Raw genomic sequence first — 14,497 nt, 5'->3', positions numbered from 1 at the left:
ATTCCCTACCGTAGGTGACACGACACTCAAGATGAGACAACCGGAGGAGGCAAGGGATGCGAACAGTCGTGTTCGGGGCGAGCGGTGAGATCGGACGCTGCCTGGGCGAAACGTTGCAGAACAGAGGGATCGAGGTGGTCGCTGCGCAGAGGTCGGCCGGTGTCGATGTGTACACCGGCACCGGCGTGGCCCGGGTGTGCGCCGGTGCCGACGTCGTCGTCGACTGCGTCAATGTCACGACCACTCGTGCCAAGGTCGCTGTCGACTTCTTCGGTACGGCCGCACGACGGATCGCCGAGGGTGCGGTCACCGCCGACGTGGGCCGGGTGGTCTGCCTGTCGATCATCAATGCCGCCGATCCGGCGGTCAACGCGAAGTTCGGCTACTACCAGGGCAAGGGTGAGCAGGAGCGGGTCTACCGCGAGTTGCTCGGGCCCGACGTGCTGAGGGTGGTGCACTCGGCGCAATGGTTCGAACTCGCCGAGCAACTGCTCCGGCGCACGAGTCTGGGGCCGGTGGCAGTGGTACCGCGCATGAGGTGTCGGCCCTTGGCGGCCACCGATGCCGCCGACGCCGTGGCCGACGCTGCGCTCGAACCCGCGCGCGGCGATGTCGAGGTGGCCGGGCCGGAGGTGATCGATCTCGCCGATCTGGCGAAAGATGTTGCTCGTCAGGACGGTTCCCCACGATGGGTGATTCCGGTGCGGATCGGGGGTAAGGCGCTTCGGGCGGATGGGTTGCTGCCGCGCGGTGAGTTCGTGCAGACCGAGACAACCGTTGAGGCCTGGCTCGCCCGGCGCGGTGAGCGGGTGTCACGATGAGCGCGGCGGCGCCCGATGGGGTGCGCTATTGGTTACCAACGGCCAACCCCGGTGTCTATAAGGCGCTCGTCGCCCTTCAGCGCGCCTCGGCAGATGGGCTCGATCGAGAGCTGGTGGAACTCATCAAGATCCGCGCTTCGCAACTCAACGGGTGCGCATACTGCCTACACATGCATCTGTCCGATGCGCTCGGTCTCGGCATGGAGCCGATTACCCTCGGGATGGTTGGGGTGTGGCGTGAATGTCTTTCGATGTTCGACGAGAAGTCCAGAGCGGCATTGGAGTTGACCGAATACGTCACACGGATCGGTGACGACGGGGTGCCCGAGGAGGTCTACGAGCGGGTGCGTTCGGTATTCGGCGACGAGGCATTCGGTCAGGTGCTCGCATCGATCGTCATGATCAATGTCTGGAATCGGATTGCCCTCACCGGGTGCTATCCCGCCGGTCTCGATGAGCGCACGCTGCGTTCCTGAGTTCTCGCCGACACGTCTCACCACAGAGTGGCGTCCGCGCCGAGTCACTGCAATGCGCCGATGACCGTCGCCATCGCGTCGTGCCCGATGTCGCGCTCGAGGTCGGCGGCGACGTCGGCGGCGCTCCGCGCGGCCAGCCGGGTCACCGCCCGACCGCGTCCGGTGAGTTGGACCAGCCGCGCACGCCGATCGGTCGGACGCGGTCCGCGTGTGACATAGCCCTGATTCTCCAGCGTTTCCACGATCGCGGCGGCCGATTGCTTGGTGACCCCGAGGTGCGCGGCGATCTCGTTGACTGTCGCCCCGGCGGAGGCGGTCCGCGCGAACACCAGACCGTGCACCGGACGTAGGCCCGAGTGTCCGTTGTGCGTGGCGAACGGTTCTGGAACCGGAGCAGTTCGCAACGGCGCATAGGGTGGACCGTGAGGAGATCTCTGCCGTGCTGACCGGGGAGCCGGAGTGCGAGCTCGATGGTCGGCGGCACACCTTGACGGCGGGGGGTGGTCGTCCATGTACCGGCTGGGTCGCGGGTGCGGCTGGACAACCCGGGATCGGCGGAGGCGACGGTGTGGGTAACCGCACCGGCCGGCCTGACCGCGGTCACCGACTCCGGGGAGATGATCACTCCGCCCTGGGCTCGCTAGGGGCGTGTCTCCCCACACCGCGGGTTCACAACTTGCGCAGACGAACCCGATTGATCGAGTGGTTGGTGTCCTTGCGCAGTACCAGGCTCGCTCGGGGGCGGGTCGGCAAGATGTTCTCGCGCAGGTTGGGCAGGTTGATCGAGGTCCAGATATCCCGCGCGGCGATCATTGCCTGATCGTCGGTCAACGACGCGTAGTGGTGGAAGTGCGAATTGGGGTCGGCGAACGATGTGGACCGCATCTGTAGAAACCGGGAGACATACCATTTCTCGATGTCGTCGGTCTTGGCATCGACGTAGATCGAGAAGTCGAATAGGTCCGACACCATCAGTGTGCGTCCGGTCTGTAAGACGTTGAGCCCCTCCAGGATCAGAATGTCGGGCTGGCGGATGTAGTGGCGGACATCGGGAACGATGTCGTAGGTGAGGTGTGAATAGACCGGCGCGGTGACCTCCCGGGCGCCCGATTTCACCTCGGTGACAAAGCGCAACAGTGCCCGACGGTCATATGACTCGGGAAAGCCCTTGCGGTGCATGATTGTCCGACGTTCTAACTCCGCGGTCGGTAGCAAGAAGCCGTCGGTGGTGACGAGATCGACCTTGGGGTGCGACTCCCAACGGGCGAGTAGGGCGGCGAGCACACGTGCGGTCGTCGACTTGCCGACCGCGACACTGCCCGCGATGCCGATCACGAACGGCACCTGCTTTTCTCCGCGGCGGTCGCCGAGGAAGGTCGAGGTCGCGGCGAACAGTCGTTGCCGCGCGGCCACCTGTAGATGGATGAGTCGTGACAACGGCAGATAGACCTCGGCGACCTCGGTCAGGTCGATCTGCTCGCCGAGGCCGACGAGCTTGTCGAGTTCGTCGGAGGTCAACACCATCGGCATCGATTCACGCAGTTCGCGCCACTGTTTGCGGTCGAGCTCCATGTACAGACTCGGATCACGATCACTGGAGTGGCGTGCCATCAGCGCAGCACCGGACCCGTGACGGTCGCTGCAGGGGTGCTCGACATGCCACCCACCCTATAAGCTCCGCCGAACCGGTCGCGTCGGTGCCCTATCAGTACGAACGCGACATGATGGCGTGGCCGATGCGCGAGGTGGTGGGTAGCGTGTCCGACTATGTCTTCTGTCCCGGCCAGCGACTCGCCGTCCGACCTTGTCACCGCGTACCTCCGTCTCGGGTTGGCCTTCGATCGTCTCGAGGAGGGGTTCGTCGATGCCTACATCGGCGACCCGAACCTGCGTGCCGCGGTGAGCAATGCATCGGCACCGCAACCCGCGGAGCTCGCCGACGTCGCACGGGGACTGCTCGCCGATCTACCCGGTGACCTCGATCCGGACCGCGCCGCCTTCATCGGCGCCCACCTGCGCGCGCTGGAGTGTTCGGCCCGCAAGTTCGCCGGTGACGACATCGGTTTCGTCGACGAGGTGCGCGCCTACTTCGACGTCGACATCGAGCTGGAGGATCCGGCGATCTACCGGGCCGCTCACGTTGAACTCGCTGCGGCGCTCGGTGTTCCGGGAAGTTCGGGAGAGGCGCTGGCGGCAGCTTATGCCCGCCATCGGCGTGCGGACGAGATTCCGCCGGAACGGGTCGATGAGTGCGTACGTACCTTCAGTGGCGCACTGCGTGAGCGGGTGCGGGCCACCTATCCGCTGCCCGACTCCGAGATTGTCGAATTCGAGGTGGTTACCGACAAGCCGTGGTCGGGATTCAACTACTACCTCGGCGACTATCGCTCCCGGGTGGCGATCAACGTCGATCTGACACAACACATGTCGAACTTGCCGCACCTGATCGCCCACGAAGCTTATCCGGGTCATCACACCGAACACTGTCGCAAACAGCAGCGACTCGTCGGCGGGGGACAGCAGGAGCAGACGATCTTTCTCGTGAACACCCCGCAATGCCTCATGGCCGAGGGTTTGGCCGACCACGCCCTGCACGCGATCGTCGGGCCCGAGTGGGGTGTATGGGCGCAGGAAATCTATGCCGATCTCGGCCTGCGGTTCGACGGGCAGCACGCACAACAGGTGGGTCGGGCGACCGCCGGGCTGCTCGGCGTACGCCAGGACGCCGCCCTGATGCTGCACGATCAGCACCGCGATGCCGACAGTGTCGCCGAATTCTTGCAGCGCTGGCTGCTCGCGCCGCCCGAACGGGCGCGGCAGATGCTGCGCTTTCTCACCTCGCCGTTGTGGCGCGCCTACATCTCCACCTACGTCGAGGGCTATCGCCTGCTGCAGAGGTGGCTCGACACCGACGCCCCCGGTGTCGGCGGCGCCGATCGCGCGGCCCGCTTCGGGCGGCTGCTCGACGAGCCGTTGATCCCGGCGTCGTTGCGGGCCGAACTCGGCGAGACCGCCTGACCTCGCCCCGGAGGTCCGCTGAGGATGGCCTGGGGTGATTCGATCAGCCGGCACCTGGCCCATAGACTTGCGGGCATGACCGAGAATGCCTCGTCCGCACAGTCCGTGAACTCGACGTCGGTGAACGCGATGTCGCTGGTCGACATCGACCCTGACGTCGCCGCCGCGATGAACGGTGAGCTGAGCCGGCAGCGCGACACCCTGGAGATGATCGCGTCGGAGAACTTCGTCCCGCGCGCGGTGCTGCAGGCACAGGGTAGCGTCCTGACCAACAAGTACGCCGAGGGATATCCGGGGCGCCGCTACTACGGCGGCTGTGAGTACGTCGACGTCGTCGAGGACATCGCGCGCGACCGGGCCAAGGCGCTCTTCGGCGCCGATTTCGCCAATGTGCAGCCGCATTCGGGCGCGCAGGCCAACGCCGCGGTGTTGATGGCGTTGATGAATCCGGGTGAGACGATGCTCGGTCTCGACCTCGCGCACGGCGGGCACCTGACCCACGGGATGCGACTGAACTTCTCCGGCAAGCTCTACGAGAACGCCTTTTACGGCGTGAGCAAAGAGGACTTCCGCATCGACATGGACGAGGTGCGCAAGATCGCCCTCGACACCCGCCCGAAGGTGATCGTCGCCGGGTGGTCGGCGTATCCGCGCACCCTCGACTTCGACGCATTCCGCTCGATCGCCGACGAAGTGGGCGCCTACCTGTGGACCGACATGGCGCATTTCGCCGGCCTGGTTGCCGCTGGGCTGCACCCCAACCCGGTACCCGCCTCCGACGTTGTGTCCTCGACGGTCCACAAGACCCTTGGCGGACCGCGGTCGGGCATCATCCTGGCCAAGCAGGAATGGGCCAAGAAGCTCAACTCGACGGTGTTTCCCGGCCAGCAGGGAGGACCGCTCATGCACGTCATCGCCGGTAAGGCGGTCGCACTGAAGATCGCCGGCACCGAAGAGTTCGCCGAGCGGCAGCGTCGCACACTGTCCGGCGCGAAGATTCTCGCCGACCGGCTCACCGGCGCCGACGTCGCCAAGGCAGGCGTCTCGGTGCTCACCGGCGGCACCGACGTGCACCTTGTGCTCGTCGATCTGCGCAACAGCCCGCTCGACGGCCAGCAGGCCGAGGATCTGCTGCACGAGGTCGGCATCACCGTGAACCGCAACGCGGTGCCGTTCGATCCGCGCCCGCCGATGGTGACTTCCGGACTGCGGATCGGAACGCCTGCGCTGGCCACCCGCGGGTTCGGTGAGGAGCAGTTCACCGAGGTCGCCGATATCATCGCGACCGCGCTGGCCGCCGGGACCGGCGCCGACACCTCGGCGTTGCGGGCACGCGTGTCGCGTCTCGCGCTGGACTTCCCCCTCTACGACGGGCTTGAGTCGTGGGGGCTGATGAGCCGTATCTGATCGGCCGTCCCGGCAGCGGCGCGCCACGCCGGCGATGTCCGGATTGCCCCCGATGGTTACGCATCCGTATCCTCTTACGCGATGAACGCACTCACCGAAGACGACCTGATCATTGCGCTCGAGAAGGCGCTTCCGGAGATCGCCGAGGATCACGCCGCGGCGGCCACGCCCTGGAACCCGCACGACTGGGTGCCGTGGGACGACGGCCGCAACTTCGCCTTCCTCGGCGGTGACGACTGGGATCCCTCGCAGGCAACGCTGTCCGACGAGGCGCGCGCCGGTACGCTCGCACTGCTGCTCACCAAGGACAACCTGCCGTCCTACCACCGTGTGCTCGCCAAACACTTCCCGGCGTTCTCCGACTGGCGTCAGCTCGTCGGGGTGTGGACCGCCGAGGACAACCGGCACGCCATCGTGTTGCGCGACTACCTGGTGGTGCGTCGCGCGATCGACCCGGTCGATGCCGAGGAGCGCCGTCGGGAGCATGTCACCACGGGTTACCGTCAGCGTCCCGAGCTCGTCCGGGATCTCGGCCCACTCGACGTCCTGGCACTGATGGCGGTGCACGAGTATCAGTGCGTGCACTACGTCAAGCGACTGGCGGCTGCGGTGACCGACGACGTCTACCAGACGATCCTCGCCAAGATCGCCGGTGATGACGAACTGCAGGCGAGGACTTTCACCAACTTCCTCGGTGCCGGACTCGTCGCCGATCAGGACGCCACCGTGATCGCCGTCGACAAGGCACTGGCCCGGCTGACCACCGAGCCCATCGGAGTCGACATCGACGACTTCGACGTGGAGCGCGCGCTGATCGCCGACTACGAGAGCGGCGAGACGCACACAGCGATCGCCGTCGCCATCGCCGACGGACTCAAGCTCGAGAGCTTGCAGGAACTCGGCGACGACGCGCAGGCCGCACGGCAGCGGATCCAGGCGCTCGCCGGCCGATAGGCCCTGGTCGTATTCCATTCCCGGCACCCCCGCGCGCGTGGGTGCCGGGAGATGTGCGCGTTGCCCTGCTGGGATGGCATGTCGAAGGCCGCGCTGAGTTTGTCCGCGGAATCGGTTGTCCACTCGTCGAGCGTTCCCCGTGACGCTCTCCCCCACGCCCGTCGATGTCTGGGTGACGGTGAACTCAACCGGGTCGATCGCAGCACGTCGGATCGGCTGGTCGGTCCGATCGGACACGACGGTCGGCCACCCGGCCGTCGCGGGTGATGACGAGATCGTCCACATGGACTCCGAACGCTTGTGACTTCCGAAGAGACGGGCCTGCCGACATCGTCGCGACGTCGGGAGTGAACCGTTGGATGGCGATCTCGAAGCGCTGCCGCGGCGCGGCGGTGAGCGCTGGAGTCGCTGAGGTATCAGGTCCTGTGTCGGCGGGGACAACGCGCCGGAGGTCGTCGATCGTCGGGGTAGTTCGACGCCGCCGTCGGCTGCGCTGGAGTCGGCGGCCGGAGGACACCAGTAGGTAGAAGTGAGGGTAATCGCATTCGGCCGTGCCGACGGACTGACGTGAGTGCGCAACTGTAGAGGGCCATACCAGTCCCGCGGGAGGTGTGCTGGTTGGCCGTCGATCACACACGGCACGTCCCGTACCCGCGCATCTGGTCCGCGAGGCGCGGGTCGGCTCACTCGGGGAGATCGTGAGCCTCGGTCATCGATGATCTCTGCGCTCGCGTAAAGACGCTGAGACCCGCATCAATACCGCAATCGAGCACGGCTTTTCTCCCGGTGGCGACGCCATCGTCACTTCGCTCACACGATACGTGCGTTTACGCGAAATTCACGCCGACACACCTTTTCCGGCGCGCCGTGACGCGCCACACCGCGTACGTTGGCCAGTGACGGGCCGCGGGGAAGCGGTTCGTCCGGGAGGTTCTCATTCGTGGTTTGCAAGCGCAGCGCGAGGGGGCCGGCCCCGGTCCCCGTCCACTTCGGCTACGGCGAAGTGGACCGAGACCCAGCCGGTCGACTTGAACTGGTTTGTGCGGGCGCCGCACAAATGTAGGAGCCCACGTGACCACACGCACCTACGTCCTCGACACCTCCGTCCTGCTCTCAGATCCCTGGGCGGTCACCCGTTTCGCCGAACACCATGTGGTTCTTCCGCTGGTGGTCATCGGCGAACTCGAGGGCAAACGTCACCACCACGAGCTCGGCTGGTTCGCACGTGAGGCCTTGCGGCTCCTCGACGATCTGCGGCTGGAGTTCGGTCGACTCGACGTGCCGTTGCCCATCGGAGACGTGGGCGGCACGTTGCAGGTGGAACTCAATCACACCGATCCGGCCGTATTGCCGGCCGGATTCCGCACGGAGACAAACGATTCACGGATTCTCGCGTGTGCACTCAACCTGCGGGCCGAGGGTAAGAACGTCACTCTGGTCTCCAAGGACACGCCGCTGCGGGTGAAGGCCGGTGCGGTGGGTCTGGCCGCCGACGAGTACCACGCCCAGGATGTCGTGATCTCCGGATGGTCGGGGATGACCGAACTCGACGTCGACCAGCCCGCCATCGACACCCTGTTCGCCGACGGCGTCGTGGACATCGACGCCGCACGAGAGCTGCCGTGCCACACCGGGGTTCGGCTGATCGGGCAAGGCTCGTCGAGTGCTCTCGGCCGGGTGAACGACGCCAAGCAAGTGCAGTTGGTGCGCGGCGATCGTGAGGCTTTCGGTCTGCACGGGCGCTCCGCGGAACAGCGTGTGGCGCTCGATCTGCTGCTCGACGACAGTGTCGGCATCGTGTCGCTGGGCGGCAAGGCCGGAACCGGCAAGTCCGCGTTGGCCTTGTGCGCAGGACTGGAGGCCGTCCTCGAACGGCGGACCCAGCGCAAGGTGGTCGTCTTCCGGCCGCTCTACGCGGTCGGCGGACAGCAGCTCGGATACCTACCCGGCGGCGCCGACGAGAAGATGGGCCCGTGGGCGCAGGCGGTGTTCGACACGCTGGAAGGCCTTGCCTCGCAAGAAGTCATCGAAGAGGTGCTGGCACGCGGCATGCTCGAGGTGTTGCCGCTCACCCACATTCGTGGCCGGTCATTGCATGACTCGTTCGTGATCGTCGACGAGGCGCAGTCACTGGAGCGCAACGTATTGCTGACCGTGCTCTCGCGCCTGGGGTCGGGGTCGCGGGTGGTGCTGACCCACGATGTCGCGCAGCGCGACAACCTGCGCGTCGGACGACACGACGGGGTGGCGGCAGTCATCGAAAAGCTCAAGGGACACCCCCTTTTCGCGCACATCACGTTGACCCGCAGCGAACGGTCGCCGATCGCCGCGCTCGTGACCGAAGTGCTCGAGGAATTCGCGCCAGGCGCGGCGTACTGATCGCCGGCGGAAGTAGAGACATCGAAATCTACTTCGTCGCAACGGGTGTCGAGGTTCGGGACCGACCCGGGTGTCGAGGTTCGGGACCGACCTGGCACCCGGTCGGCATCTGTGCGATGACCTTCGCCTGTGTCGGGTCATTGGCCAGTTCACGTCGATCGGCCGTGCGGTAAGCGACGTACATCGTCGCTACACCGTGCCAATGAAGCGGTTCTGGCTCCCGATTGCGGGTGCGGTGTCCGACCCACGGTAGATCGGTGAGATTCTTCTGGTGTTCACACCGTTGATGGGCGACTGCGTGACACCGTCGGTGCTCGGCGGTGCCACGGGCACGATGGCCATGCAGATGATCGCCGCGCGGTTCCAGACAGCCCAGAACTGGGTGCTCGGCGGTGCGATGCGTCGTCAAAGATGTTGCGGTGGTGCGTGATCGGCGGATCGTCTTGGTGACGCTGCCGACCGCCGGCCAGGCCGATCCCGGCGGCCCTGCCTCCTCTGGTGATGGCGCCGCTGCGCACCTGGCGGGAGGGGTACTGGATCTGCCGGACGACGTGGGCGGTCGCGGGCTATGCCTTCCTGTTCCTGCCGATCGTGGTGATCCACGCCTACCCGTTCAACACCGGGCGTGTGCTCGCGTCGTTGAAGGGAGTGGGGTTCAGCGCGCGACGCGCTCACCGGCGACCCGATTCTGCACAGTGTGCGCATTTCCCTGGAGTGGGCCTGCTGTCGGCGCTGCCGGCTGCGCTCCTGGGATCGTTGGCCGGCGTTGCGATCGCGACGTCGCAGTGCCCGCGCTGGTCGTCGGCGAGGCTGTCCGCCCTGCTGACGGTCGCCCTGGTGACACCCGACATCGCCGATGCGGTGGCCTTCGTGCCCTGGCACGTCACGCTCGGCATCGACTGGAATCTGTTGCCGGTCACCAACGGTCTGGTGCGGTTGGTCATCTCGAACGCAGTGGTGCCGATGGTTGTGGTGACGTTCATCGTGCGAGCCCGGGCATTGTCGCCGGGATGATGCTTGCCATCACGTTCGGTCTCGACGACGTCGTGGTCTCGACCTTCGTCCAGCAGCCGGGCCACCCGCCGTGGCCGGTTCACCTATTCTCCACCCTGCTGCGTATCGCCCTGCGGCCGGCGGTGGCCGCGATGTCGACGCTGATGCTGGTCCTGACGCTGGTGTTGTCGGCTCTCGTGCTGCGCAGGTCGGGGAGGATGGCACCTCGATGGGCATGATGATCGGCGGAGGCATCACCGCCCCGAACCTTGAAGGTGAAACCGGGTTCAAGTACGGTCGGGGCATGGAGATCCGGAATGCAGTTGCCGTGGTCACGGGTGCGGGCGGCGGCATCGGTGGTGCGATTGCCCGCGCGTTGAGCGCTGCCGGCGTCCGGGTGGTGCTGACCGACCTTGATTCCGACGCCGTCGCGCGTACCGCCGAGGCGATCACCGAGGCCGGCGGCCAGGCGATTGCGCTGGCCGGCGACGCCTCGGACAACGCGCACATCGACGACGTGCTTTCCACGGCCGGTGAGCAGTTCGGCCCCGTCGATCTGTATTTCGCCAACGCCGGGATCGGCGGTGCGGCTGGTCTGGATGCCACCGACGACGACTGGGACACCGTCATCGACGTGAACCTGATGGCGCACGTACGCGCCGCGCGTCGGCTCGTGCCCGAGTGGACCGAACGCGGCCGCGGATACTTCATCAGTACTGCGTCGGCGGCGGGTTTGCTCACCCAACTGGGCTCGGCGACCTACTCGGTGACCAAGCACGCGGCGGTCGGGTTCGCCGAGTGGCTCAGCGCCACCTACGGCGACGCAGGAATACGTGTCAGTTGCCTGTGTCCGATGGGCGTCGACACCAAGCTGCTACGTCCTGACCATGCACCGGATACCGACGGCGGGCGCCTGATGCAACGGGCGGTCGAGACCGCCGGCGCGGTGATCACCCCCGAGGAGGTCGCCGACCTCGTGTTGGCGGCGATAGCTGATGAGCGGTTCCTGGTCCTGCCGCATCCGGAGGTGCTCGAGATGTACCGACAGAAGGGTGCCGACTACAACAGGTGGTTGCGCGGGATGCGGCGGTATCAGGCCGCGCTGCTCGCACCGCAGGACGCCTGAAGCGCCGACGGCGGCGAATCCGTCGAGACCGCAATCGCTCTCATCGAGGAGGCAACCATGACACTGTTCGAGCCGTCTGCGCGCGCCGAGGAATACCGGCAGAAACTGCTGGCCTTCATGGACACCTACATCTATCCCAACGAGGCCGTCTACGACCAACAGATGCGGGAGTCGGCCAATCCCCACGCCACCCCGGACATTCTGATCGATCTCAAGGCCAAGGCCAAGGCCAAAGGACTGTGGAATCTGTTCCATCCCTACGCCGAATGGGGGCCGGGACTGTCGAATGTGGAGTACGCGCACCTCGCCGAGATCATGGGACGGGTCGGTTGGGCGCCGGAGGTGTTCAATTGCAATGCCCCCGACACCGGGAACATCGAGGTACTGACCCTCTTCGGCACCGACGAACACAAGCGGCGCTACCTCACGCCGCTGCTCGACGGTGAGATCGCCTCGGCATTCGCGATGACCGAGCCCGCGGTCGCCAGTTCCGACGCGACCACCATCGAGTTGCGGATGGTCCGCGACGGGGACGAGTATGTGCTCAACGGACGAAAGTGGTTCGCCTCCAACGCGGTGCGGCCCGACTGCAAGGTGCTCATCGTGATGGGCAAGACCGATCCCACGGCCCCGACCCACCGGCAGCAGTCGATGATGGTGGTGCCTACGGATGCCGAAGGCCTCACCATCCTGCGCAACCTGCCCGTCTTCGGTTACGTCGACCGGGAGAGCCACGGCGAGTTGGTGTTCGAGAACGTCCGGGTGCCTGCGACCGACGTCCTCAAAGGCGAGGGTGAGGGATTCGCGATCGCCCAGGCGCGGTTGGGGCCGGGCCGCATCCATCACTGCATGCGTACCATCGGAATGGCCGAGCGGGCGCTGGAACTCATGTGTCGCCGAGCGGCCGCGCGCTCGACCTTCGGACAGCCACTCGCCGATCGCGCCAACATTCAGGACTGGATCGCAGAGGCGCGCATCGATATCGAGATGGTGCGGCTGCTGACCCTCAAGGCTGCCTACATGATGGATACCGTCGGCAACAAGGCCGCGGCGACCGAGATTGCCGCTATCAAGGTGGCGGCGCCCAACATGGCGCTCAAGATCATCGACCGCGCCATCCAGGTCCACGGAGGTGCCGGTGTGACCGACGACTTCCCACTGGCCATGGCCTACGCGCACCTGCGCACGCTACGTCTGGCCGACGGTCCCGACGAGGTACACAAGCGCGCGATCGCTCGCCGCGAGTTGCGCCGCTACCGGGAAGCCGCCACGGTACCGGAGACGGTGGCCGGGGTGTCCGACGACGCGCTCTCGGCCCGATACTGATCGGAGCCGGAAAGTCGTTGTGGTGTAAGAGGGTCCGGTGATCGAGTGGGGAGTGGGCGATGAGTGAGACCGGTGTGGCGGGGGCCCTGGCGGAGATCGTCGAGGTCGATCCCGTCGCCCTGCTTGCCTGGCTGCGCGAAGCGGGTATCAAGTGGACCGGCACGGTGCGGTGCACACGCGTCGGTCTCGGTCAGTCGAATCTGACCTATCTCCTCACCGACGACGCCGACGGCCGCTGGGTGGTGCGTCGCCCGCCGGTCGGTAGTCTGCTGGCATCGGCGCATGACGTGGTGCGCGAGGCGCGCATCCTCACTGCGTTGGCCCCGACCGACGTTGCCGTTCCGGCAGTCCTCGGTGTGTGCCTCAACGAGTCGGTCAGTCCTGTTCCGCTGGTGGTGATGGAGTTCGTGGACGGTGTGGTCCTGGACCGGCTCCCGGCGGCGCGAGCGCTCTCGCCCGCGATACGGCGGGCGGTGGGTGAGTCGATGATCGACACCCTCGCTCGTATCCACGACGTGGACATCGAGCAGGTCGGCCTGGCTGACTTGGCGAGCCACAAGCCCTACGCGGCACGCCAACTCAAGAGGTGGAGCGGGCAGTGGGAGAAGTCGAAGACCCGCGAGATCCCGGCGCTGGACGAGTTGACCCGCCGACTGTCGGCAAGTGCCCCCGAACAACGGGAGACCCGACTGGTGCATGGGGACTTCCACATCCGCAACGTCATGATCGATCCGGACGAGGGAAGGGCACGGGCGGCTCTGGACTGGGAGTTGTCGACCCTGGGTGATCCGCTCGCCGACATCGGTAGCACCTTGGCGTACTGGCCAGCGGCCGGTGAACCGCCACTCAGTGCGGCACCGGTGGAGCTGCTCGAGGGGTTCCCGACCCGCGACGAGCTGGCCGAGATGTACCTCGACCGTACCGGCCGCGATGCGAGAGCCCTGCAGTTTTGGCACGCACTCGGACTGTGGAAGGTCGCGATCATCGCCGAGGGCGTGCTCCGTCGTGCACGGGACAATCCGGCGAACCGAGCTGCCGCCGGTGTCCCCACCAACGAGGTGATCGACAGTCTGGTCGCGCGGGCCGTCGCCGTCGCCGACGCGGCCGGACTCGGATGACAACGCCGACGGGTGAGAAGATGTCGGCATGACTGCACGTGATTCGCGCGCGGTGGGGACACGGCCGGCGGGGGAGCAGCCACTGCCTCCGCTGGCGGTGACCGATGGCGACAAGGCCCCGCCAGTGACCGCGCGCGGCGAGCGCACCCGCGCCACCCTGATCGCCGCCGCGCGACGGATCTTCGAGCGCGACGGCTTCTCCGACGCGCGACTCACCGACATCACGGCCGAGGCGAAATGTTCGACGGGCACCTTTTACACCTATTTCGACAGCAAGGAAGAGGTCCTCGATGCCGTCCTCGCGCTCGCCCACGAGGACATGTTGCATCCCGGGCTCCCACACGTCGAGACCGATCCGCATGAAGATCCGTATGCGGTGCTCGAGGCCGCCAATCGGGCGTACTTCGAGGCGTACAAGCGCAACGCCGGATTGCGGCTCGTTCTTGAGCAGGTGACGGCCAACATCCCGGAGTTCCGCGAGAAGCGTCGTCGGCGTGGGCTCGTGTTCGCCACCCGAAATGCCAGGCACATCAAGGATCTCCAGGACCGCGGGCTCGCTGATCCAGAACTCGACCCGCTGGCGGCGGCGAGCGCGCTCTCGGGAATGGTCTCGCGGATGGCCTACCAGGCCTTCGCGCTCGGCGCTGACGCCGATCTGGACCAGATGGTGTTCACTGCAACCCGGTTGTGGGCCAACGCCATCGGCTTACGGAGTGGTGATCGCCGACCGCCTCTGCGGTGATCGCCCTCTGGCCGGTGGGACGCACATCAGCGCGGTCGGTTGCCGGGCCGGCAGGGCCAGATCGAGGTAGTCGGGTCTTACTTGGGTGTCGAATCCCGTGGCCGCGGTGTGTTCGGATTGGCGTAGACGGTTCGTCT

General features: G+C 66.3%; 15 protein-coding genes. 13 read left to right on the top strand and 2 right to left on the bottom strand.

The annotated features are described in order from the left end of the window. Window positions 1-56: 56 nt before the first annotated feature. Window positions 57-821, top strand: coding sequence for an SDR family oxidoreductase (locus EF294_RS05345; RefSeq protein WP_123926375.1), 765 nt, complete (start codon window positions 57-59; stop codon window positions 819-821). Beyond that, window positions 818-1,297, top strand: coding sequence for a carboxymuconolactone decarboxylase family protein (locus EF294_RS05340; protein ID WP_123926372.1), 480 nt, complete (start codon window positions 818-820; stop codon window positions 1,295-1,297). Before EF294_RS05345 ends, EF294_RS05340 begins: the two co-directional genes overlap by 4 nt. A 44-nt stretch (window positions 1,298-1,341) precedes the next feature. On the opposite strand, the gene EF294_RS05335 is transcribed toward EF294_RS05340, so the two are convergent. Further along, window positions 1,342-1,701: a MarR family winged helix-turn-helix transcriptional regulator gene (locus EF294_RS05335; protein WP_246007692.1), complete on the bottom strand. Its 360-nt coding sequence runs from the start codon at window positions 1,699-1,701 to the stop codon at window positions 1,342-1,344. A gap of 265 nt (window positions 1,702-1,966) precedes the next feature. Continuing rightward, window positions 1,967-2,908 (bottom strand): type I pantothenate kinase, encoded by a 942-nt coding sequence (gene coaA / locus EF294_RS05325; protein WP_123926369.1) that lies wholly within the window; start codon window positions 2,906-2,908, stop codon window positions 1,967-1,969. Between the two features lie 156 nt (window positions 2,909-3,064). On the opposite strand from coaA, the gene EF294_RS05320 reads away from it, so the two are divergent. The 11 genes from EF294_RS05320 (at window position 3,065) to EF294_RS05275 (ending at window position 14,360) form a co-directional block, all read left to right on the top strand. After that, a complete protein-coding gene (locus tag EF294_RS05320) occupies window positions 3,065-4,315 on the top strand; it encodes a DUF885 domain-containing protein (RefSeq protein ID WP_123926366.1) in 1,251 nt (416 codons plus the stop codon). Window positions 4,316-4,390: 75 nt separating this feature from the next. Continuing rightward, complete coding sequence (gene glyA, locus EF294_RS05315) at window positions 4,391-5,722, top strand: serine hydroxymethyltransferase (protein ID WP_281275967.1); 1,332 nt, start codon at window positions 4,391-4,393, stop codon at window positions 5,720-5,722. A gap of 81 nt (window positions 5,723-5,803) precedes the next feature. After that, window positions 5,804-6,676 (top strand): acyl-ACP desaturase, encoded by an 873-nt coding sequence (locus tag EF294_RS05310; RefSeq protein WP_123926363.1) that lies wholly within the window; start codon window positions 5,804-5,806, stop codon window positions 6,674-6,676. A gap of 1,071 nt (window positions 6,677-7,747) precedes the next feature. Then, entirely contained in the window at window positions 7,748-9,055 is a 1,308-nt protein-coding gene (phoH2, locus tag EF294_RS05305) for an RNA 5'-3' helicase PhoH2 (RefSeq protein ID WP_123926360.1), read from the top strand. A gap of 271 nt (window positions 9,056-9,326) precedes the next feature. Next, window positions 9,327-9,485 carry a hypothetical protein gene (locus EF294_RS21920; RefSeq protein WP_246007691.1) on the top strand — a complete coding sequence of 53 codons (159 nt, stop codon included), beginning with the start codon at window positions 9,327-9,329 and terminating at the stop codon, window positions 9,483-9,485. A 71-nt stretch (window positions 9,486-9,556) separates the two neighbouring features. Continuing rightward, the gene (locus EF294_RS21915) at window positions 9,557-10,069 is read left to right on the top strand and encodes an ABC transporter permease subunit (protein WP_246007690.1); all 513 of its coding nucleotides are present in this window, start codon (window positions 9,557-9,559) and stop codon (window positions 10,067-10,069) included. After that, a complete protein-coding gene (locus EF294_RS21910) occupies window positions 10,066-10,287 on the top strand; it encodes a hypothetical protein (protein ID WP_246007689.1) in 222 nt (73 codons plus the stop codon). Before EF294_RS21915 ends, EF294_RS21910 begins: the two co-directional genes overlap by 4 nt. Before the next feature lie 65 nt (window positions 10,288-10,352). Further along, window positions 10,353-11,174 (top strand): SDR family oxidoreductase, encoded by an 822-nt coding sequence (locus tag EF294_RS05290; RefSeq protein ID WP_123926720.1) that lies wholly within the window; start codon window positions 10,353-10,355, stop codon window positions 11,172-11,174. A gap of 57 nt (window positions 11,175-11,231) precedes the next feature. Continuing rightward, entirely contained in the window at window positions 11,232-12,500 is a 1,269-nt protein-coding gene (locus tag EF294_RS05285) for an acyl-CoA dehydrogenase family protein (RefSeq protein ID WP_123926357.1), read from the top strand. A 59-nt stretch (window positions 12,501-12,559) separates the two neighbouring features. Next, window positions 12,560-13,618, top strand: a complete 1,059-nt coding sequence (locus EF294_RS05280) for a phosphotransferase family protein (protein WP_123926354.1) — start codon at window positions 12,560-12,562, stop codon at window positions 13,616-13,618. Between the two features lie 28 nt (window positions 13,619-13,646). Continuing rightward, entirely contained in the window at window positions 13,647-14,360 is a 714-nt protein-coding gene (locus tag EF294_RS05275) for a TetR/AcrR family transcriptional regulator (RefSeq protein WP_123926351.1), read from the top strand. Window positions 14,361-14,497 lie beyond the last annotated feature (137 nt).

This window comes from Gordonia oryzae (assembly GCF_003797185.1).
In the GTDB taxonomy this organism is placed as follows: domain Bacteria; phylum Actinomycetota; class Actinomycetes; order Mycobacteriales; family Mycobacteriaceae; genus Gordonia; species Gordonia oryzae.
The sequence above is the reverse complement of the archived record's forward strand: the minus strand, read 5'-3'. Positions and strand labels throughout refer to the sequence as shown.